This window comes from Micromonospora sp. NPDC049282 (assembly GCF_043197045.1).
Lineage (GTDB): Bacteria > Actinomycetota > Actinomycetes > Mycobacteriales > Micromonosporaceae > Micromonospora.
On sequence record NZ_JBICSL010000005.1, the window covers coordinates 204,046 to 224,428 of the forward strand.

22 protein-coding genes and 1 pseudogene are annotated in these 20,383 nt (G+C 74.9%); 19 read left to right on the forward strand and 4 right to left on the reverse strand.

The features are described from left to right. Window positions 1-15: 15 nt before the first annotated feature. The 5 genes and pseudogenes from lspA to ACGFI2_RS11950 all read left to right on the forward strand — a co-directional run. A complete protein-coding gene (lspA, locus tag ACGFI2_RS11930) occupies window positions 16-615 on the forward strand; it encodes a signal peptidase II (protein WP_393514619.1) in 600 nt (199 codons plus the stop codon). After that, a complete protein-coding gene (locus tag ACGFI2_RS11935; protein ID WP_393514622.1) occupies window positions 612-1,556 on the forward strand; it encodes an RluA family pseudouridine synthase in 945 nt (314 codons plus the stop codon). Before lspA ends, ACGFI2_RS11935 begins: the two co-directional genes overlap by 4 nt. 2 nt (window positions 1,557-1,558) lie before the next feature. Further along, window positions 1,559-2,413, forward strand: coding sequence for a hypothetical protein (locus ACGFI2_RS11940; RefSeq protein ID WP_393514625.1), 855 nt, complete (start codon window positions 1,559-1,561; stop codon window positions 2,411-2,413). A gap of 140 nt (window positions 2,414-2,553) precedes the next feature. Then, window positions 2,554-4,095, forward strand: a complete 1,542-nt coding sequence (locus ACGFI2_RS11945; RefSeq protein ID WP_393514628.1) for an ATPase — start codon at window positions 2,554-2,556, stop codon at window positions 4,093-4,095. Window positions 4,096-4,143: 48 nt separating this feature from the next. Then, window positions 4,144-4,995 (forward strand): annotated as a pseudogene (locus tag ACGFI2_RS11950) (DUF2567 domain-containing protein); the annotation flags it as partial. Between the two features lie 91 nt (window positions 4,996-5,086). Here ACGFI2_RS11950 and ACGFI2_RS11955 read toward each other — a convergent pair. After that, complete coding sequence (locus tag ACGFI2_RS11955; RefSeq protein ID WP_393514630.1) at window positions 5,087-5,797, reverse strand: LON peptidase substrate-binding domain-containing protein; 711 nt, start codon at window positions 5,795-5,797, stop codon at window positions 5,087-5,089. Between the two features lie 107 nt (window positions 5,798-5,904). Here ACGFI2_RS11955 and hisD point away from each other — a divergent pair, with 107 nt between their 5' ends. From hisD to hisF, 12 genes are all read left to right on the forward strand, one after another. Then, a complete protein-coding gene (gene hisD / locus ACGFI2_RS11960; RefSeq protein ID WP_393514633.1) occupies window positions 5,905-7,227 on the forward strand; it encodes a histidinol dehydrogenase in 1,323 nt (440 codons plus the stop codon). Further along, the gene (locus tag ACGFI2_RS11965; RefSeq protein ID WP_393514636.1) at window positions 7,224-8,297 is read left to right on the forward strand and encodes a histidinol-phosphate transaminase; all 1,074 of its coding nucleotides are present in this window, start codon (window positions 7,224-7,226) and stop codon (window positions 8,295-8,297) included. The genes hisD and ACGFI2_RS11965 overlap by 4 nt, the downstream gene beginning before the upstream one ends. Further along, window positions 8,294-8,905 carry an imidazoleglycerol-phosphate dehydratase HisB gene (gene hisB / locus ACGFI2_RS11970; protein ID WP_281587474.1) on the forward strand — a complete coding sequence of 204 codons (612 nt, stop codon included), beginning with the start codon at window positions 8,294-8,296 and terminating at the stop codon, window positions 8,903-8,905. Before ACGFI2_RS11965 ends, hisB begins: the two co-directional genes overlap by 4 nt. Continuing rightward, window positions 8,905-9,072 (forward strand): hypothetical protein, encoded by a 168-nt coding sequence (locus ACGFI2_RS11975; protein WP_393514639.1) that lies wholly within the window; start codon window positions 8,905-8,907, stop codon window positions 9,070-9,072. Before hisB ends, ACGFI2_RS11975 begins: the two co-directional genes overlap by 1 nt. Further along, a complete protein-coding gene (hisH, locus tag ACGFI2_RS11980) occupies window positions 9,072-9,698 on the forward strand; it encodes an imidazole glycerol phosphate synthase subunit HisH (RefSeq protein ID WP_393514642.1) in 627 nt (208 codons plus the stop codon). The genes ACGFI2_RS11975 and hisH overlap by 1 nt, the downstream gene beginning before the upstream one ends. After that, window positions 9,695-10,015, forward strand: coding sequence for a hypothetical protein (locus tag ACGFI2_RS11985; protein ID WP_393514645.1), 321 nt, complete (start codon window positions 9,695-9,697; stop codon window positions 10,013-10,015). Before hisH ends, ACGFI2_RS11985 begins: the two co-directional genes overlap by 4 nt. 19 nt (window positions 10,016-10,034) lie before the next feature. Then, entirely contained in the window at window positions 10,035-10,763 is a 729-nt protein-coding gene (priA, locus tag ACGFI2_RS11990; RefSeq protein WP_393514648.1) for a bifunctional 1-(5-phosphoribosyl)-5-((5-phosphoribosylamino)methylideneamino)imidazole-4-carboxamide isomerase/phosphoribosylanthranilate isomerase PriA, read from the forward strand. Further along, window positions 10,760-11,218 (forward strand): RidA family protein, encoded by a 459-nt coding sequence (locus tag ACGFI2_RS11995; RefSeq protein ID WP_393514651.1) that lies wholly within the window; start codon window positions 10,760-10,762, stop codon window positions 11,216-11,218. Before priA ends, ACGFI2_RS11995 begins: the two co-directional genes overlap by 4 nt. A gap of 264 nt (window positions 11,219-11,482) precedes the next feature. Continuing rightward, the gene (locus ACGFI2_RS12000; RefSeq protein ID WP_393514654.1) at window positions 11,483-11,929 is read left to right on the forward strand and encodes a MarR family winged helix-turn-helix transcriptional regulator; all 447 of its coding nucleotides are present in this window, start codon (window positions 11,483-11,485) and stop codon (window positions 11,927-11,929) included. Window positions 11,930-11,931: 2 nt separating this feature from the next. After that, the gene (locus ACGFI2_RS12005) at window positions 11,932-12,357 is read left to right on the forward strand and encodes an organic hydroperoxide resistance protein (protein ID WP_393514987.1); all 426 of its coding nucleotides are present in this window, start codon (window positions 11,932-11,934) and stop codon (window positions 12,355-12,357) included. A 55-nt stretch (window positions 12,358-12,412) separates the two neighbouring features. After that, window positions 12,413-13,417: an NADP-dependent oxidoreductase gene (locus ACGFI2_RS12010; RefSeq protein ID WP_393514657.1), complete on the forward strand. Its 1,005-nt coding sequence runs from the start codon at window positions 12,413-12,415 to the stop codon at window positions 13,415-13,417. A 77-nt stretch (window positions 13,418-13,494) separates the two neighbouring features. After that, window positions 13,495-14,262, forward strand: coding sequence for an imidazole glycerol phosphate synthase subunit HisF (gene hisF, locus ACGFI2_RS12015; protein WP_393514660.1), 768 nt, complete (start codon window positions 13,495-13,497; stop codon window positions 14,260-14,262). Between the two features lie 18 nt (window positions 14,263-14,280). On the opposite strand, the gene ACGFI2_RS12020 is transcribed toward hisF, so the two are convergent. Then, on the reverse strand, window positions 14,281-14,742 hold the full coding sequence (locus ACGFI2_RS12020) for a hypothetical protein (protein WP_393514663.1): 462 nt from the start codon (window positions 14,740-14,742) through the stop codon (window positions 14,281-14,283). A gap of 116 nt (window positions 14,743-14,858) precedes the next feature. Then, window positions 14,859-15,491, reverse strand: coding sequence for a YitT family protein (locus ACGFI2_RS12025; protein WP_393514666.1), 633 nt, complete (start codon window positions 15,489-15,491; stop codon window positions 14,859-14,861). A gap of 59 nt (window positions 15,492-15,550) precedes the next feature. Here ACGFI2_RS12025 and ACGFI2_RS12030 point away from each other — a divergent pair, with 59 nt between their 5' ends. Both ACGFI2_RS12030 and ACGFI2_RS12035 read left to right on the forward strand, forming a co-directional pair. Beyond that, the gene (locus ACGFI2_RS12030; RefSeq protein ID WP_393514669.1) at window positions 15,551-17,002 is read left to right on the forward strand and encodes a PLP-dependent aminotransferase family protein; all 1,452 of its coding nucleotides are present in this window, start codon (window positions 15,551-15,553) and stop codon (window positions 17,000-17,002) included. A 75-nt stretch (window positions 17,003-17,077) separates the two neighbouring features. After that, on the forward strand, window positions 17,078-18,385 hold the full coding sequence (locus ACGFI2_RS12035; RefSeq protein ID WP_393514672.1) for a low temperature requirement protein A: 1,308 nt from the start codon (window positions 17,078-17,080) through the stop codon (window positions 18,383-18,385). An 81-nt stretch (window positions 18,386-18,466) separates the two neighbouring features. On the opposite strand, the gene ACGFI2_RS12040 is transcribed toward ACGFI2_RS12035, so the two are convergent. Further along, window positions 18,467-20,293: an AMP-dependent synthetase/ligase gene (locus ACGFI2_RS12040; RefSeq protein ID WP_393514675.1), complete on the reverse strand. Its 1,827-nt coding sequence runs from the start codon at window positions 20,291-20,293 to the stop codon at window positions 18,467-18,469. Window positions 20,294-20,383 lie beyond the last annotated feature (90 nt).

Sequence of the window (20,383 nt, forward strand, 5' to 3'; positions counted from 1 at the left end):
GTCGATGGGGAGCAGATGACCGCAGCACCGCCCGCCGGGTCCGGCACCACCGAGACGGGCGCCGGCACGCCCCGCCGCAGGGCGGCCGCGCTGCTGCTCGGCGTCTCCCTCGTCTCGCTCCTGGCGGACCTGGGCACCAAGCAGCTCGCGCTCAGCGAGCTGCCCGGCCGGGAGCCGGTGTCGGTGCTCGGCGGGGCCGTCTACTTCACCCTCACCCGCAACAGTGGCGCCGCCTGGAGCATCGGCTCCGACCACACCTGGATCTTCCCGCTGATCACGTTCGCGGTGATCGGGTGGATCGCCTGGATGGCGCTGCGGTTGCGCTCGCTGCCCTGGGCGGTGTCGCTGGGCCTGGTGCTGGGCGGGGCGCTGGGCAACCTCACCGATCGGATCTTCCGGGCCCCCGGTCACTTCGTCGGCCACGTGGTCGACATGATCAGCCTGTTCGGCCCGTACGGCGAGTACTACCCGGTGTTCAACCTGGCCGACAGCTCGCTGTGCTGCGGGGTGGTGCTGGCGGTCTTCCTGGAGCTGACCGGCCGGCAGCGCGACGGCTCCCGGGCCCGCGCCGAGACCGCCGCCGCCGCCCCGGCCGACGAGCGGGAGCGGGCATGACTCCCGCGTACGCCACCGGCGGCGACCAGCGGTCCCTGCCGGTCCCGGACGGCCTCGACGGCATGCGGCTGGACCAGGCCGTGTCCCGGCTGTTCGGGCTCTCCCGCACCGCTGCGGCGGCGCTTGTGGACGCCGGTGACGCGCTCGTCGACGGCGTGGCCCGGGCCAACTCGCACAAGGTCAAGGCCGGCGCCTGGCTGGAGGTCACGCTGCCCGCGCCGGCCGCCCCGCCGACCGTGGTGCCGCAGGCCGTCCCCGGCCTGACCGTGGTCTACGCCGACGACGACATCGTGGTGGTGGACAAGCCGGTCGGGGTGGCGGCGCACCCGAGCCCCGGCTGGACCGGCCCGACCGTGATCGGCGGGCTGGCCGGCATCGGTCACCGGATCTCCACCAGCGGCGCCGCCGAGCGGCAGGGCGTGGTGCACCGGCTCGACGTGGGCACCACCGGGGTCATGGCGGTGGCCAAGAGCGAGCTGGCCTACACCGCGTTGAAGCGGGCCTTCAAGGAACGCGAGGTGGAGAAGCGCTACCACGCCGTGGTGCAGGGCCATCCGGACCCGCTGCGCGGCACCATCGACGCGCCGATCGACCGGCACCCGCACCACGACTACCGCTGGGCGGTGGTCTCCGGCGGCAAGCCGAGCATCACCCACTACGACACGATCGAGGCGTTTCCCTCGGCCAGCCTGCTCGACGTGCGGTTGGAGACCGGGCGGACGCACCAGATCCGAGTGCACTTCTCGACGCTGCGACACCCCTGCGTGGGTGACCTGACCTACGGCGCCGACCCGACCCTGTCGGCCCGGCTCGGGCTGGCCCGGCAGTGGCTGCACGCCCGTTCGCTGAGCTTCCGGCACCCGCGCACCGGCGAGGAGGTCACGTTCGTCAGCGACTACCCGGACGACCTGGCCCGGGCGCTGGAGAACCTGCGCGACTGACCGTGGGTGACGACGCCGTGCCGCCGCGCCGGTCCCGTTCCGCCGTGCTGAGCTGGCTGGCGCTCGGGTGCGCGCTTGTGGTGCTGGTGGTCGCGGGGGCGCAGCGGCGGGACCGGCCGGTGGGCGACCGCACGGTCGGCGAGGTGACCCGCGTCGGGGTGGCCGACGGCGCGGCCGTGCCGGCCTACCTGGGGGCCGCCGGCGACGAGCTGGCCCGGCTCGACGCGCCCGACGGCTACGCCCTGGTCTCGTTCGCGGCCTATCTGACGCCGGCCCGGGTGGCGACCACGCTGGCCGGCACGTCGGTGTCGGCGGTGGTCGCGCGGGTGCCGCTGCCGGGCCGGCAGACCGAGATCGTCCGGATCGCCGCGCTGCGGCTGCCCGACGACGTGGTCGGCGGGATGGCCGAGGTGGCCGGTCGCAAGGACCGGGAGGCCGCGGACTACCGGGCCCGCGCCGCCGCCCCGACGGCCGCCGCCGATGCCGAGCTGCGCCGGCGGTACGACACCGGCGCGGCGGTCGCGGCCCGGGAGGCGGCCGGCTACCGGGCCGGGTGCGCCTGCGTCTACGCCGCCGTGGTGCGCGGCGCCCCGGACGCGTTGCGCGCGCTCGCCGGGCGTCCGGGGGTACGGGTGGTGGACCCGGCGCCGGAGGTGACCCGGCTGGACCGGACCGTGTTCACCCCGCCGCTGCCCGAGCAGCGCGACGTGGCCCGCCCGCCGGCCGACGCCGGGCCGGGCGCGGGTGGCGGAATGGGCGATTCGTCGGAAGCCGCACCGACAGTGAGCGCGCCTTCACCGACCGGCCGGCCGCGCGTCGCCGGGTCCGGGCCGCCCAATCCCGCTCCCACCTCCTGAGACGCCCGGGCACGCGGTTGTTCGCCGGGTGCCACGGTGAGGAGGGCCACCGGGCGATGTGCGGCGCGGGGAGTGGTCCGAATAGGGTTTCGTTCGTAGCCTGTCAGGCGGAGATCGATGGGCTGGGGGAGGGCGAATCCTTGGACGGCAGCGAGACCGGCTGGGGTCGGCAGGGTGAGCCGGCACCGCGGTGGCGGGCGCTGCTCGACCGGGCCCGGCTCGGCGGTCGCGGCGCGGAGCAGACCGACGCCGACCGGCGCGCCGAGGAGAGCCTCGTGCCGCCCCCCGATCCGCTGCCCCGCCGGGGCGCCGGCGCCGGCTGGACCGGGCGCGCCGCCGCGGTCGGCCGGGCCGCCGACGGGTCGTACGGCGCCGAGCCCGGCTACCGGGCCGAGGCCACGTTCCGGGTGGACCCGGCGTTCCGCGCCGACCCCCGCTACGACGGCGAGCCGGCCTACCGGGCGGAACCGGCGTACCGCGCCGACCCGGAGCCGGTGGCCGAGCCGTCCTGGCGCGCCGATCCGTCCTACCCGCCCGAGCCGCGGGCCGAGCCGGCGTGGCGCGCCGACCCGTCCTACGTCGCGGAACCGGCGATCGAGCCCCGGGCCGAGCCGTCCTGGCGGGCCGACCCGGACCCGCGCGGACGGGCCGAGGCGCCGGTCGAGTCGCGATACTCCCTTCTCGACGGCGGCTACCGCCCCACGGCGCCGCCGCCGGAGTCCCGGTACGCGCTGCTGGACCGGGGCCGTTACCGGCCGGAGATCCCGCCGGCGCCGGAGCAACCGGTGGTGCCCGCCCCGCGCCGGCCGGTGGAGGCCCGACCGGGCCGGGTCGACGCGGCGCGGGCGCGGTGGCGCGCCGCGGAGCCGGACGCCGAGCTGGAACGGGCGACCGGTGTGCTCCGCCGCGAGCTGGGCACCCCCCGGGTGCTCGCCTTCGCCAACCCCAAGGGCGGCGTGCACAAGACCACCGCCACCGTGCTGGCCGCGGCCAGCGTCGGCAGCGTACGCGGGCGCGGCGTGCTCGCCTGGGACGACAACGAGCTGCGGGGCACGCTCGGCCTGCGCGCCGGCAGCGCCCGGCACGCCCGCACCATCCGTCACCTGGTCCAGGATCTCGCGCAGATCGAGATCCTCGAGGGCGACACCCTGTTGTCCCACCTCGACGACTACCTGCGGCACGCCTCCGACGGCTCGTACGACGTGCTGGCCGGCGAGGAGAGCCCGCGCTTCGCCCAGCGGCTCGACCAGTTCACCGTCAAGCGGGTGCTGGAGCTGCTGCGCCGCACCCACGAGGTGGTCTGCGTGGACACCGGCAACAACGTGGAGAGCCCGAACTGGCGCACCGTCATGCAGGCGGCCGACCAGCTGGTGGTGACCACCGTGCCGCGCGAGGACGCCGCCTTCAGCGCCGACTGGATGCTCGACCTGCTGCACGAGGTGGGGATGGGTGAACTGGCCGACAACGCGGTCACGCTGATCTCCTGCCCGACCGCGGGACGCAGCGCGCTGCAGGACGACCTGGAGCGGCACTTCGCCACCCGCACCCGGGCGGTCGCCGTGGTGCCCTACGACCCGGCGCTGGAGACCGGCTCCTCGATCGAATACCCCCAGCTCCAGGCGGAGACCCGCACCGCCTGGCTCAAGGCGTCCGCGATGATGCTGGAGCCGTTCGCGCGCTGACCGCCGACCACCACCCCACGCGGTGCCCGGGCCTGAGAGGATCACCGGGTGAGCCCGGACACCCCTGATCCCGAGCGGACCGCCGACCGTCCCGGCGCGGCCGACCGACCTTCCGCCGAGGCGTCCCCGGCCGGGGCCGATGCCCTGCCCGCCGCACCCGGGCCTCCGCTGGAGCGGGCCCCCGGCGCGGACCGGCCCGCCGGTCACCAGGGCCCGACAGGGTGGGTGCCGGGCGCCGAACCGTGGGCGGGCCGTCCGGACCCGTTCGCGCCGTCGCCGGGCACGACGGCCGTCGCGCGTCCGGGCGGCGGGCGGTCGGTGGCGACGACCCTCGGCGTGACGGCGCTGCTCACCGTGCTCGGCGCGCCGCTGGGCCTGCTCTGGGCGTGGCTGGCGCCGGGCACGCCGGTGCGGCAGACCCCGGACGGCGCGGTCTACGCGGTTCCGCAGCCGGAACAACCGATCGCGGCCGACGGCTGGTTCAGCCTCCTCGCGCTCGGCTTCGGGGCCCTCTCCGCCATCGCCCTGTGGGTGCTGCTGCGCCGGCGGCGCGGCCCGGTGGGGCTGCTCGCGGCCACCCTGGGCGGCCTCGGCGCGGCCGTGGTGGCCTGGCAGGTGGGCCGCCGGATCGGGCTGGCCACGTTCCGGCGGCTGGTGGACACCGCGCCGCCGGGCACCGACTTCACCAAGCCCGCCGACCTGCGCGCCGGTGGGGTCGACTGGTTCGGCCCGCTGCCCGTGCCGCACGGCAACCTGCTGCTCGCGGCGTTCGGCGCGGCCGTCACGTACACCCTGCTGGCCGGCTGGTCGCGGTGGCCGTCGCTGCGCCCGGAGCCGGAGCCCGACCGCGACTGGCCGCCCCCGCCCGGGTCCGGCGCCGACCGGCCGAGCCCGCCCGGGTCCGGCGCCGACTGGCAGTACCCGGAGGGGTTCGGTGCGGATCGGCCGTACCCGCAGGGGTCCGGCGGCGGCCAGTCGCCACCGCCCGGGATCAGTTCGGCGCCGGGAGACCCGCCAGCTCGCTGAGCGGCACCGGCACGGCCCGGATCTGGCGCAGCAGCGCCGTCTCCCGGTTGAGCAGGCGCAGCTCGGCGCGGAGCCGGTCGGGAGTGTGGTCGATGGCCAGCAGCCGCTGCCGGTCGGCGACGGTCAGCGCGGCGGTCGCCGCGACCAGGTGCGACAGCACGGTCGGATCCTCCGGGAGCTGCTCGGAGATGTCCTCCTGGTCGGGCCGGATCAGGCCGAGGTAGTGCCGGAACACCGAGATCACCCGGGCCGCCAGCATGTCGGCCGCCTCGTCCGCGTCGGCCGGCTCGGGCAGCCACTCCACCTCGGCGGTGAGGTAGGGCTCGGCGGCGGAGTCGATCTCGGCGATGCGGAACCGGCGCCGGCCCACCGTGACGATGTCGAACCCGCCGTCGGTCAGCTCGGTGACCTGCCGCAGCTCGGCGGTGCAGCCCACCTCGTGCAGGGTGACCTCGCCGCCGGCCAGCCCGGCGGCGGACCGTCCCGGCGGCCCGGCCTGCGCCGCCTCCCAGCCGGCCTGGATCGCCACCACACCGAACTCGCGTGGCGCGCCCTCGGGAAGCCCCACCAGATGGCGCACCAGCGCCTGGTAGCGCTCCTCGAAGATGTGCAGGGGAAGGACCAGCCCGGGAAAGAGGACGGTCCCGAGCGGGAACACCGGCAGCCGTGCGCTCACGTGATCGAGCGTATCTCCATCGCGCTCGGCCGGCGTGTCCCGGTTCACCGTCCCGGCGTGCGGGCGCGCCCGGCCGGTCCGCCCGGCGGCGGCCTAGACTCGCAGGCGTGCTGACTCGGATCGACCTGCGCGGCGGGGTGCCCGACCCGCGCCGCCTGCTGCCCCGTGCCCAGCTCGACGTCTCCGTGGCGGTCGAGCGGATCCGTCCCCTCGTCGAGGCGGTCCGGGAGCATGGATACCCGGCGATCCGCGAGGCCAGCGAGCGGTTCGACGGCGTCTCCCCGGAGCACCTGCGGGTGCCGGTCGAGGTGATCCGCGCCGCCGAGGGCGAGTTGGACCCGCAGGTCCGCGCCGCGCTGCTGGAGTCGATCACCCGGGCCCGCAGGGTGCACGACGACCAGCGCCGCACCGACCACACCACCCGGGTGGTGTCCGGCGGCACGGTGACCGAGCGGTGGATGCCGGTCGACCGGGTCGGCCTCTACGTCCCCGGCGGCCTGGCCATGTATCCGTCGACCGTGGTGATGAACGTCGTCCCGGCCCAGGCGGCCGGGGTGCGCTCGCTGGTGGTGGTGAGCCCGCCGCAGAAGGAGAACGACGGCCTGCCCGACCGCCGGGTCCTCGCCGCCTGCGCGTTGCTCGGCGTCGACGAGGTGTACGCGGTCGGCGGCGCCCAGGCGGTGGCCATGCTGGCGTACGGCGCGACCGTCGACCCGGCCGGCGAGCGACGCTGCGACCCGGTCGAAATGATCACCGGCCCGGGCAACATCTGGGTCACCGCCGCGAAGCGGCTGCTGCGCGGCGTGGTCGGCATCGACGCCGAGGCCGGCCCGACCGAGATCGCCGTCCTGGCCGACCACACCGCCGACCCGGCGCACGTCGCCGCCGACCTGATCAGCCAGGCCGAGCACGACCCCCTCGCGGCCAGCGTGCTGGTCACCCCGTCGACCGAGCTGGCCGACGCGGTCGACGCCGAGCTGGCCCGGCAGGTGCCGGCCGCCAAGCACGCCGAACGGATCGGCACCGCGCTGCGCGGCGAGCAGAGCGGGGTGGTCCTCGTCGACGACCTGGAGGCCGGGCTGCGGGTGGTCGACGCGTACGCGGCCGAGCACCTGGAGATCCAGACCGAGAACGCCCGCGAGTGGGCGTTGCGGGTGCGCAACGCCGGCGCGATCTTCGTCGGCGCCTGGTCGCCGGTGTCGCTCGGCGACTACTGCGCGGGCTCCAACCACGTGCTGCCCACCGGCGGCTGCGCCCGGCACTCCTCCGGCCTGTCCGTGCAGTCCTTCCTACGCGGCGTCCACCTGGTCGAATACACCGAGCAGGCGCTGCGCGAGGTGGCCCCGCACGTGGTCACCCTGGCCGGCGTCGAGGACCTGCCGGCGCACGGCCAGGCGGTAAGCGTCCGCTTCCCCGGGGGCGTCTCGTGACCGGCCTGGACGACCTGCCGATCCGGGACGACCTGCGGGGCCGCATCCCGTACGGCGCGCCGCAGCTCGACGTGGCGGTGCGGCTGAACACCAACGAGAACTCCTACCCGGTGCCCGAGCCGGTGGTCGAGGCGATCGGCAAGGCGGTCGCGGCCGAGCTGCGCGACCTCAACCGCTACCCGGACCGGGACGCCGTGGCGCTCCGCGCCGACCTGGCCGGATATCTGGGCCACGGGCTGACCGTCGACCACGTGTGGGCGGCCAACGGCTCCAACGAGATCCAGCAGCAGCTGCTGCAGGCGTTCGGCGGTCCGGGCCGCACCGCGCTCGGCTTCACCCCGGCCTACTCGATGCACCCGCTGCTGGCGCTCGGCACCGGCACCGGGTGGATCCCGGGTGTCCGGGGCGCCGACTTCGGGCTCACCGCCGCCGACGCGGTCGCCCAGGTGCGCGAGCACCGGCCGGACGTGGTCTTCCTCTGCTCGCCGAACAACCCGACCGGCACCGCGCTCGACCCGTCCGTGGTCGCCGCCGTGCTGGACGAGGCGCCGGGCCTGGTGGTGGTGGACGAGGCGTACGCCGAGTTCGCCCGGCCCGGCACGGTCAGCGCGCTGGCCGTGCTGCCCGACCACCCGCGGCTGGCGGTCACCCGCACCATGAGCAAGGCGTTCGGGTTCGCCGGCGGCCGGCTGGGCTACCTGGCCGCCGATCCGGCGGTGGTGGCGGCGGTGCAGCTGGTCCGGCTGCCCTACCACCTGTCCGCGCTCACCCAGGCCGCCGCCCGCGCGGCGCTGGCCCACCGGGACGCGTTGCTCGGCACCGTCACCGCGATCATGGAGCAGCGCGACCGGATCGTCGCCGAGCTGCGCGCGCGAGGGCACCGGGTGGCCGACAGCGACGCGAACTTCGTGCTCTTCGCCGTCGGCGGCGACCAGGGCGCCGCCTGGCGTACCCTGCTCGACGCCGGCGTGCTGGTCCGCGACGTCGGCCTGCCCGGCTGGCTGCGGGTCACCGCCGGAACCCCGGCCGAGACCGACGCCTTTCTGTCCGCGATGGAGAAGTTGTCATGAACCGCACCGCCCGGATCGAGCGGGTCACCAACGAGACAAAGGTCCTGGTCGAGATCGACCTCGACGGCACCGGCAAGGCCGACATCGAGACCGGCGTCGGCTTCTACGACCACATGCTGAACCAGATCGCCCGGCACGGCGGCTTCGACCTGACCGTGCACACGGTCGGCGACCTGGAGATCGACGCGCACCACACGATGGAGGACACCGCGCTCGCGCTGGGCGCGGCGTTCGACCGGGCGCTGGGCGACAAGGCCGGCATCCGGCGGTACGGCTCGGCCACCGTCCCGATGGACGAGGTGCTGGTCCGCGCCGCGGTCGACCTCTCCGGTCGGCCGTACGTGGTGCACGACGAGCCGGCGCTGTCGCCGTACATCGGGCCGGTCTACCCGACCAGCATGACCCGGCACATCTGGGAGTCGTTCGGCCAGGCGGCCCGGGTCACGCTGCACGTCGACGTGCTGCGGGCGGCCCGCCCCGGTGGCCACCCGGACGCGCACCACGTGGTCGAGGCCCAGTTCAAGGCGGTCTCCCGCGCGCTGCGCGAGGCCACCGCGATCGACCCGCGCAGCGCCGGCGTGGTGCCGTCCACGAAGGGTGCGCTCTGATGCGGGTGTGGCCGACGCTGCTGTTGATCCTGGCCGGGGTACTGGTCGGCGGGACGTGGTCGTTGCACAAGCAGGGCGCCGCCCGCGCCGCCGTGGTGATCACCGGCCTGCTGGCCGTGCTGGCCACCGCCGGCGGCGTGCTGTGGCTGCTGCCCGGGGAGAGCTGATGGGCCGGCGGGTGGTGGTGCTCGACTACGGCTCGGGCAACCTGCGCTCGGCCGAGCGCGCGCTGGAGCGGGCCGGGGCCGAGGTGACCGTCACCGCCGACCTGGCCGCCGCCGCGGACGCCGACGGCCTGGTGGTGCCGGGCGTCGGCGCGTTCGCCGCGTGCATGGCCGGGATCGAGGAGTCGGGCGCCGGCCCGGTCATCGCCGAGCGGGTCGCCGCCGGGCGTCCGGTGCTCGGCATCTGCGTGGGCATGCAGGTGCTCTTCGGGCACGGCGAGGAGCACGGCGTGGTCACCAAGGGGCTCGGGCTGCTGCCCGGCGGGGTGACCCGGCTGCCCGCGCCGCGCCTGCCGCACATGGGCTGGAACACGGTGCGCGCCGCGGACGGCTCGGTGCTGCTCGCCGGCCTGCCGGCCGACGCCCGGTTCTACTTCGTCCACTCCTACGGGGTCACCGACCCGGTCGCGCTGGCCGCCACCGGCGCCGCGGTGACCACCGCGCACCACGGCGCGGACTTCGTCGCGGCGGTCGAGCGAGGCGCGCTGTCGGCCGCCCAGTTCCACCCGGAGAAGTCGGCCGACACCGGCGCGGCGTTGCTGCGCAACTGGCTCGGAACACTTGGGTGAGTAAGGAACGGGCCCGGCGCCGGGCGGCGCGCGAGGCCGACCAGGAGCGGGAACGCGCCGCCCGGGCCCGCCGGGTGGCGCGCCGGGAGCGGCGCCGTTCGCTGGTACGCCGGCTGACGCCGCGGCTGCGCCGTGGCCGCACCGGCCGGCTGGGCCGGCACAGCCGGGGCGAGCGGGCGGCGATCGTGCTGCTCACCGGCGTCGCGGTGGTCGGCATCTGGAGTTTCGTCGACGACCTCGCGCTGCGGCTGGCGTTGGTCGTGTTGTTGCTGCTGGTCCTGCCGGCGATCGTGGTGATCGCGCTGGACCGTCGTTGAGGATGCGAGGAGACAACCGTTGAGCCTTGACCTGTTGCCCGCCGTGGACGTCGCAGACGGCCAGGCCGTCCGGCTCGTGCAGGGCGCCGCCGGCAGCGAGACCGCCTACGGCGACCCGCTGGACGCGGCCCTCGCCTGGCAGTCCGACGGCGCGGAGTGGATCCACCTGGTCGACCTGGACGCCGCGTTCGGGCGGGGCACGAACGCCGCGCTGCTCGCCGAGGTGGTGGGCAAGCTGGACGTCAGGGTGGAGCTCTCCGGTGGCATCCGCGACGACGAGTCGCTGCGGGCGGCGCTGGGCACCGGCGCGGCCCGGGTCAACATCGGCACCGCCGCGCTGGAGGATCCCGAGTGGTGCGACCGGATCTGCGGCGAGTACGGCGACCGGGTGGCGATCGGGCTGGACGTGCGCGGTCGTACCCTCTCGGCGCGTGGCTGGACCCGCGACGGCGGTGACCTCTACGACGTGCTGGCCCGCCTGGACTCCGCCGGCGCGGCGCGGTACGTGGTCACGGACATCACCAAGGACGGCACGATGCGCGGGCCCAACCTGGACCTGCTGCGCGAGGTGTGTTCCCGCACCGAGGCCCCGGTGATCGCCTCCGGCGGTGTGTCCACGCTGGACGACCTGCGGGCGCTGGCCACGCTGGAGCCGGTCGGGGTGGAGGGCGTGATCGCCGGCAAGGCGCTCTACGCCGGCGCGTTCACCGTCGCGGAGGCGCTCGCCACGCTGCGGGCCGGCGCGTGACCGCCGCCCCGGACGCGCTGCCGTTCGACGGCGTGGGTGAGCCGCCGGTCGGCGGCCTGGCGGGCACGGTGGTCACCCGGCTCGGCTCGGGCGGGCCGTGGGAGGCGCGCTACGGCTACTCGCGGGTGGTCCGGGCCGGCGCGCTGGCGATCACGGCAGGCTGCACGTCCACGGTGGACGGGCGAGTGGCGCACGTGGGGGACGCGGCGGCGCAGACCGCGCAGGCGATCCGGATCGGCCTGGACGCGCTCGCCGAGGTGGGCGCGGAACCGGGCCACGTGGTGCGGACCCGGATGTACGTGACCGACCGCATCTTCGTCGACGAGGTGGGTCGGGCGCACAACGCGGTGTTCGGCCCGGTACGTCCGGTGGCCACCATGGTGGTGGTGGCCGGCCTGGTCGACCCGGAGCACCTGGTCGAGATCGAGCTGGAGGCGTACCTCCCCGCAGGCTGATCTGCCCGGTCCGCACGCGGCACGGTCGTCTTTCCGGTGCCTTTGGAGCTGATGTCACGAACGACTCACCCGCCCCGCCCCGCCCCGCCCCGGCGCGGCGCGGCGCGACGCGGTCGGTGTCGAGTCGTTGCTGATATCAGCTGCAAAGGCGTTCTTGATGATGGGTCGCCTCCGCCGCGCCCCGGTCGGGAGCGCGACATGCCTCTCGACCCGGTCCGCGTGAATAAGTTGTGCACAATTTGATTGTGCGCTACGGTTTGGCGCGTGACCGATGATCTGGTGCTGCGCCGGCAGGTGTGCTTCGCCCTCTACGCGGCGTCGCGCGCCCTGACCGACGTCTACCGGCCCATCCTCGACGAGCACGGTCTGACCTACCCGCAGTACCTGGTGCTGCTGGTGCTCTGGGAGCGCGGCGACGACGCCCCCACGGTCTCCGAGCTCGGCGCGCGGCTCCGGCTCGACTCCGGCACGCTCTCCCCGCTGCTCAAGCGGCTGGAGGCGGCCGGTCTGGTGGTGCGTACCCGCTCGGCGGCCGACGAGCGCCGGGTCGAGGTGGGCCTCACCGACCGGGGCCGGGCGCTGCGGGAGCGGATGGACGAGGTGCCGATGCGGGTGGCCGGGGCCACCGGCCTCACCGAGGCCGAGCTGGTCGGGCTGCGCGACACCCTCACCCGGGTCACCGAGACAATCCACCGACAGAAGGAGCAGTGACCATGCAGGTCCTCTACACCGCGTCCGCCAAGGCCACCGGCGACGGCCGCGACGGCCACGTCCGCACCTCCGACGGCACCGTCGAGCTGGACCTCGCCGTGCCGAAGGAGATGGGCGGCGCCGGCGGCGCGGCCAACCCCGAGCAGCTCTTCGCCGCCGGCTACGCCGCCTGCTTCCACTCCGCGCTGCGCATCGTGGCCCGCCAGGCCAAGGCGGACGTCTCCGGCTCGGTCGTCGAGGCCGAGGTGGGCATCGGGCCGAACGGCAGCGGCGGTTACGGCCTGGCCGTGACCCTGGTGGTGGACCTGCCCGCGGTCGAGCGGTCGGCCGCCGAGCAGCTTGTCGACGCCGCCCACCAGGTCTGCCCCTACTCGAACGCGACCCGCGGCAACATCGAGGTCGCGCGGACCGTCCGGGAGGCCCGGTGAGCGCGAAGAGCGAGCCGGGTCTGCGAGCCCCGCAGTCGCGAACGAAGGAGGCCCGGTGAGCAGCCGCGTGAACCGGGAGATCCATCTGGCGTCCCGCCCCGAGGGCTGGCCGACCGCCGACAACTTCCGGCTGGTCACCACCGAGGTGCCGACGCCCGGGCCGGGCCAGCTCGTGGTCCGCAACCAGTTCATGTCGGTCGACCCGTACATGCGCGGGCGGATGAACGACGTCAGGTCCTACCTGCCGCCGTTCGCGCTGGACGCCCCGCTCGACGGCGGCGCGGTCGGTGAGGTGGTGGCCGGCGAGGCCGAGGGCGTCAAGCCCGGCGACGTCGTCCTGCACAGCCTCGGCTGGCGCGAGTACGCGCTTGTCCACGCCAAGGCCGTGCGCAAGGTCGACCCCGGCGTCGCCCCGGTCAGCGCCTACCTCGGCGCGCTCGGCATGACCGGGCTGACCGCGTACGCCGGGTTGCTCGACGTGGCGGCCATGAAGCCGGGGGAGACCGTCTTCGTCTCCGGCGCGGCCGGCGCGGTGGGCAGCATGGTCGGGCAGATCGCGAAGCTGCGCGGCGCCGGCCGGGTGATCGGCAGCGCCGGCTCCCGGGCGAAGGTCGAGCGGCTCACCGCGCTCGGCTTCGACGCGGCCTTCGACTACCACGAGGGCCCGGTGTACCAGCAGCTCAAGGCCGCCGCCCCGGACGGCGTCGACGTCTACTTCGACAACGTCGGCTCCGAGCACCTGGAGGCCGCGATCGGGGCGATGAACCTGCACGGCCGGGCCGCCATCTGCGGCATGATCGCCCAGTACAACTCGGCCGAGCCGCCGGCCGCCCCGCGCAACCTGGCGCTGGTGATCGGCAAGCGGCTGACCCTGCGCGGCTTCCTCGTCGGCGACCACGGCCACCTGCGCGAGCAGTTCGTCCAGGAGATGGCCGGCTGGCTGCGCGAGGGCCGGCTGTCGTACGACGAGACGGTGGTCGACGGCATCGAGCGGGCCCCGGAGGCGTTCCTCGGCCTGATGCGCGGCGAGAACCTCGGCAAGATGCTCGTCCGCCTCTGATCGGTGCACGCCCCGGCGGCGGTGATCGGCCTCACCGGCCGGTCGCCGCCGCCCGCGCGTTGGCTAGGCTTCCGGGCATGACGGTGGCGGTACGGGTCATCCCGTGTCTGGACGTGGACGCCGGGCGGGTCGTCAAGGGTGTCAACTTCCTCGACCTGCGCGACGCCGGCGACCCGGTGGAGCTGGCGGCGGCGTACGACCGGGCCGGCGCGGACGAGCTGACGTTCCTCGACGTGACCGCCTCGTCCAGCGACCGGGGCACCATGCTCGACGTGGTGCGGCGCACCGCCGAGTCGGTCTTCATCCCGCTCACCGTGGGCGGCGGCATCCGGCGGGTCGAGGACGTGGACACGCTGCTGCGGGCCGGCGCGGACAAGGTCGGGGTGAACACCGCGGCCATCGCCCGGCCGGAGTTGATCGCCGAGATCGCCGACCGGTTCGGCCGGCAGGTGCTGGTGCTCTCGCTGGACGTGCGTCGCGCCCCGGCCGGGGTGACGCCGAGCGGTTTCGAGGTGACCACGCACGGCGGCCGGCGCGGCACCGGGCTGGACGCGGTCGAGTGGGCGGCGCGCGGCGCCGAGCTGGGCGCGGGCGAGATCCTGCTCAACTCGATGGACGCCGACGGCACCAAGGCCGGGTTCGACCTGCAGCTGATCGGGGCGGTCCGTGACGTGGTCGAGGTGCCGGTGATCGCCAGCGGCGGCGCGGGCGCGGTGGCGCACTTCCCGCCGGCCGTCGCCGCGGGCGCCGACGCGGTGCTCGCGGCCAGCGTCTTCCACTTCGGTGAGCTGACCGTCGGCGAGGTCAAGGACGCCCTGCGCGGCGCCGGGCACCCGGTGCGCTGAAGCCGGTCGGGCCGGCGTTCAGGGCCGGCCGGAACGCCCCTCGGGGGAGCGGCGTGGCATCGGGATGGACCGGACCACGTACTCCTGGACGGCCGCCGCGTGGTCGTCCTCGGCGAGCTGCCACTCGGTTTCGCCCGGCGGGTGCCGGCGGGCCAGCACGCCCTGCACGGTGTCCACCGTGGTGCCCAGCCCGGCGCTGGGCCGGGTGCGCCAGAGCCGTTCACCGTCCGGGGTGACCCGGAACCAGCCGTCGGAGACGCTGACCAGGCCGGCCCCGGCGAGCCGGCGGACCGCCCCCTCGACCTCGTGCCGTTCGGGAATGGCCTGGTTGAGGTGGTCGGCGGTGGAGAGGACGTCGGCGAGGCGCACCCCTTCGGGGCGGCGTGTCGAGGCGGCCCTGCGGTGCCGGCCGGCACCGCTCGCGATGACCAACGCGACGAAGATCCAGGCGTCGCTCCAACGCCATCCGTTCTCCCCCATGCACGAATGATGCCCGCCCGCGACGGCAGAGGAAACACCCGGTTTTGCCGTCGTACGTCGTCGCAGCTCAGGGCCGTGCGGGCGGACGGGCCCGATGGCGGTGGGCCCGGCGACGTTCACGCAGCGTAGGCGTTGGCCGGTCGGGCCGGCAGTGCGAAGATCGGAATGAACAGCTGGGCGAGCGGCCCGATCGCCAGCGCGTAGGCCACGGTGCCGAGGCCGACGGTCCCACCGAGCAGCCAGCCGAGGCCCAGCACGGTGACCTCGATGACCGTGCGGACCAGCCGGAGCGACAAGCGGGGGCGGCGGGCGGTGAACCCGGTCATCAGGCCGTCGCGCGGCCCGGGGCCGAGGCCGGCGCCGAGGTAGAGACCGGTGGCGGCGCCGTTGGCGACGATCCCGACGACCAGCAGCGCGGCGCGCACCGGCAGACCCTCGCCCGGCGGCAGCACGACCAGGGTGCCGTCGACGACCAGCCCGATCACCACGACGTTGCTGACCGTGCCGAGTCCGGGGCGCTGCCGCAGCGGGATCCAGAGCAGCAGCACCAGGGCGCCGACGGCGATGGTGACGGTGCCGAAGGAGAGGCCGGTCTGCCGGGCGAGCCCCTGGTGGAACACGTCCCAGGGGTCCAGACCGAGCCCGGAGCGGATCATCAGCGCCATGCTGAGCCCGTAGAGGACCAGGCCGGCGTAGAGCTGGGTGAGTCGCCGCACCGGACGGTGCCGGAGATTGCCAAGCTGTACCATGCATGCCACCCTAGGGTCCAATTGCCGGCCATGAAGAGGCCAATCGGGGAGAGGTGGCCATGACCAGCCAGGTGCGTGGTGTCCAATTGGCGCGACTGCTCGGTCAGTGGCACGCGCTGCCCGGCCGTCGCCGCAGCCCCGACTACGTCGCGCTCGCCGCCGCCGTGCGTGGCCTGCTCGCCGACGGCCGGCTCCCCCTCGGTGTACGCCTGCCGGCCGAGCGGGAACTGGCCGAGGCGCTGCGGATCAGCCGGACCACCGTCACCGCCGCCTACCGGGAACTACGGGAGAGCGGCCACCTCGCCAGCCGGCGTGGAGCCGGGAGCTGGACCATGCTGCCGGGCACCCACCGGGTGGCCAGCACCGGCCTGTGGACCCCGCTCGACGACCGGGACATGATCGACCTCGGGGTGGCCGCGCTCTCCGCCCCGCCGCAGCTCGTCCCGGCCGCCCGGGCGGCCGCCGAGGACCTGCCCCGCTATCTCGGCGGCGCCGGTTACCACCCCACCGGCATCATCGAGCTGCGCGAGGCGGTGGCCCGGGGCTACACCGAACGTGGGCTGCCCACCAGCCCCGAGCAGATCATGGTCACCAGCGGCACCCAGCACGCGCTGGACCTGGTGCTGCGGCTGGCGCTGTCGCCCGGCGGGCCGGTGCTGGTGGAGTCGCCCACCTACCCCAACGCGCTCGCCGCGCTGGGGGCCCGGCGGGCCCGGATCGCCACGCACGGGCTCTCCGACGAGGGCTGGGACGCCGACCTGCTGCTCGGCAGCCTCCGGCAGACCCGGCCGAAGCTCGCGTACGTCATCCCGGAGTTCCACAACCCGACCGGTCACCTGATGGCGGCCGACCTGCGCGAGCGGCTGGTCGGCGCGGCCCACGCGGCCGGCACCGACCTGGTGGTGGACGAGTCCTTCGTCGACCTGCCGCTGGACGGCACCCCGCTGCCGCCACCGGTCGCGGTCTTCGACCGGCACTCCCGGGTGATCAGCATCGGCGGGATGAGCAAGCCCTACTGGGGCGGGCTGCGGATCGGTTGGGTACGCGCCTCCGCGCCCCAGGTGCAGCGGCTGGCCGCGGCCCGGGTCGGGGTGGACATGGCCAGCCCGGTGCTCGACCAGCTCGTCGCGGTGCACCTGCTCGCCCAGGCGCCGACCATCGTCGCCGCCCGCCGCACGCAACTCGCCGCCCAGCGCGACGCGCTGGTCGCCGCGCTCGCCGACCGGCTGCCCGACTGGCGGGTCACGGTGCCACGCGGCGGCGTCACGCTCTGGGCCGAGCTGGACGGCCCGATCTCCAGCGCGCTGGCCCGGGCGGCCGAGGAGGTCGGCGTACGGCTGGCGCCCGGGCCGCGGTTCGGCCTGGACGGCACGCTGGAGCGATTCCTCCGGCTGCCCTTCACGCTGCCCGCCGCCGAGCTGGTGGAGGCGGTGGGGCGGCTCGCCGCGGTCCGCTACGACCTGGACCGGGCCGGCCGGCCGCAGTGGCGGGAGCCCAGCGTCATCGCCTGACAGCGCCCGCGCCCGTTCCGGTGGCGATCGCTGGAACCGTGCCACCGGGCCGGGCGCGCGCCGCACACTGCCCGGGTGGGGAACCGGAGCGACGCCCGCTGGTCGTGGGCACTACGAGCGGCCGCCCCCGGCTCGCGCACCACCCGGCTGGAACTCTTCTACGACCTGGTCTTCGTCTTCGCGTTCCTCAGCGTCACCACCCTGACCGCCACGTACCTGACCCCGGTCAATCTCTACCGGTTCCTGCTGGTGCTGGCGCTGCTCTGGTGGTCGTGGACCGGGTTCGCCCGGGTGGGCAACGCCTGCCGCGCCGACCAGGGCATCCTGCCGCTGGTCGGCTTCGTCACCGTGGCGGCGACGTTCCTGCTGGTGCTCAGCGCGCCCGAAGCGTTCAAGGACCGCGCGGGCGGCCTGTCCGGCCCGCTGGTCTTCGCCGGCTGCTACTTCGTGATCCGGATGGCCCAGCTGAGCGTGTTCGGCCGGGTGGACCGCACCGACCCGGTGCGCCGACGGCGGTTCCTGCTGCGCCTGCTGGTGCCGACGACGGCGACCGCGCTGCTGGTGGCCGCCGGGGTCGTCCGCGCCACCCTGCCCGAGGGCCGGTTCGTGGTCGGGCTGCAACTGACGCTCTGGACGCTTGCGGTGCTGGTCGAGTACGTGGTCGGCACCACCGTCGCCTGGCACTGGTGGGTGGTGCTGTCGGCCGGGCACTGGGCGGAACGGCACGCGCTGATGGTGCTCGTCGCGCTAGGCGAGTCGATCATCGCGCTCGGGCTCGGCCCGAAGACCGGGCTGCCGCTGACCGGCCCGGTGGCGGTGGCCGCGCTGCTCGGCATCCTGGTGGTGGCGGCGCTCTGGTGGGCGTACTTCGACACCTTGGCGTTCGCGCTGGAGCAGGCGCTGCACCACGCCCGCGACAAGGGCGCCCGGCTGCGGCTGGCGCGCGCGGTCTACACCTACCTGCACCTGCCGATGGTCGCCGGGACCATCCTCTTCGCGCTCGGCCTCAAGGATCTGCTGGCCGAGGTCGCCGACCCGGCGACCCCGCCCTGGGGCTGGCCGGTCGGCGGTTTCTGGGGCGGTGTCCTGTTCGCCGGCGTGTGCCTCTACCTGCTCAGCATCGCCGGCTGCTGGTGGTTGGCGGTGCACGAGGTGCACCGCGCGCTGCTGGTCACCGTGGTGGTGCTCGCCGCGGCCGGCCCGCTCGCGTTCCGGCTGCCCGAGGTGGGCGCGCTGGGCGTGCTGGCGGTGCTCACCGTCGCCGGCGTCGGGTGGGAGACGCGGAGTGAGAACGACCACCGGCGTCGGGTGCGCCAGCTCGCGCTGGAGGAACAGCTCGCCACCGAGGCCGAGCAGAGCCGCTGGCGGCAGCGGCATCTGTGACCGGCGCGAGCCGCCGGGGCCGGTCCGGCGCGGGCCGTGCCCCGGGACGGTGGGGCACGGCCCGCGCGGCGCCGGGGCGGGCTACAACTCGGCGAGCGAGCCCTCGTACATCTTGTCGATCTCGCCGGCGAAGTTGGTCTCCACGCTGCGGCGCTTGATCTTCAGCGACGGGGTGACCTCGCCGTCGGCGATGGTGAGGTCGCGGGGGAGGATCGTCACCTTCTTGATCGTTTCCCAGCGGTTGAGCTTGGCGTTCAGCTCGGCCACGTAGCCCTCGACCATCGCCTGCGCCTCCGGCGAGGTGACGATCGTGGTGTAGTCGCGCCCCGCCAGCGGCGTGCCGGCGGCCCAGGCCTGGATCGCGTCCGGGTCCAGCGTCACCAGCATGGTGCAGTAGTTACGGGCCTGCCCGATCACCACCGCCTGCGAGGTGTACGGGCAGACGGCCTTGAACACGCCCTCGATGTGCGACGGCGCGACGTACTTGCCGCCGGACGTCTTGACCAGGTCCTTCTTGCGGTCGGTGATGCGCAGGTAGCCGTCGTCGTCGAGCGTGCCGATGTCGCCGGTGCGGAAGAACCCGTCGTCGGTGAACGCCTCCGCGGTCTCCCCGGGCAGGTTGTGGTAGCCGCGCATGACCGGGCGGCCGCGGACCAGGATCTCGCCGTCGGTGTCGATCCGGCACTCCAGGTCGCCCATGGCGCGACCCACGCTGCCGATCCGGAGCCCGTCGGGCGGGTTGACGAACGCGCCGGCGCTGGTCTCGGTGAGGCCGTACCCCTCCGAGATGGGCAGGTTGGCGGCGGCGAAGAAGGTGGCGATCTCCTGGCTCAGCGGCGCCGCGCCGGACACCAGGACCCGCATCCGGCCGCCGAGCCGCGCCTGGAGCTTGCTGAAGACCAGCTTCTCGGCGAGTGCGTACTTCAGTCGCAGCCCGGCCGGGACCGGCTTGCCGGCCTGCTCCAGCGCGACCTTCTCCTTGCCGACCGCGACCGCCCAGGCGAAGATCTTCGCCTTCGCGCCGCCGGCGGACTGCGCCGTGGTCACCGCCTTGTTGTAGACCTTCTCGAAGACCCGGGGCGCGCCGCACATCAGCGTCGGCCGGACCACGCCGAGCAGCTCGACCAGCTTGTCCACCCGGCCGTCGACGTAGGTGGGCAGCCCGACGTGGGTGGCGCCGCAGAGCAGCGTCTTGCCGAACGAGTGGGACAGCGGCAGCCACAGGTACTGCAGGTCGTCGACGCGCAGCAGGCCCAGCTCGGCCTGCGCCACGCCCTCCCAGCACCAGCCGCCGTGCAGCAGCTCCACACCCTTGGGCCGGCCGGTGGTGCCCGAGGTGTAGATCAGGGTGGCCAGGTGGTCCGGGCCGATGCCGGCGACCAGCCGGTCGACCAGGTCCGGCTCGGCGGCCAGCGCGGCGGCGCCGCGTTCCTCCAGCTGAGCCAGGGTGAGCTGCGGGATGCCGGCCGCCGGGTCGGGCGTGCCGTCGAGCAGCACCACGTGGGTCAGCGCCGGCAGGTCCGCGCCGGCGATCTTCGCCGCCTGGGCCGGGTTCTCGGCGAACAGCACCCGCGAGCCGGAGTCGGCGAGGATGTAGACCGCGTCCTCCGGCTCGGTGGTGGGGTAGACGGTCGTGGTGGCCCCGCCGGCGCACATGACGCCGAAGTCGGCGAGCACCCACTCCAGCCGCGTGTTCGCCAGGATCGCCACCGGATCCTCGAGCCCCACACCGAGCCCGTGCAGCCCGGCCGCGATCGCCCTGGCGCGCTGCCCGACCTGCTCCCACGTCAGCCAGACCGGGCCCGAGTCGTCCTGGGCGGGGTGGGCGAACGCGTGCCGGTCGGGGGAATCCGCCACGCGCTTGAGGAACATGTCCGGTACGGAACGGTACGGTATATCGAGAGCCATCGCGGTAGCCGCCTTCAGGGGTGGAGGGGCGTGACGGGGGTCACGCCGGTCTGCGGTTACCGAAGAGTATTGGGTGCACCGGGGCAGCGG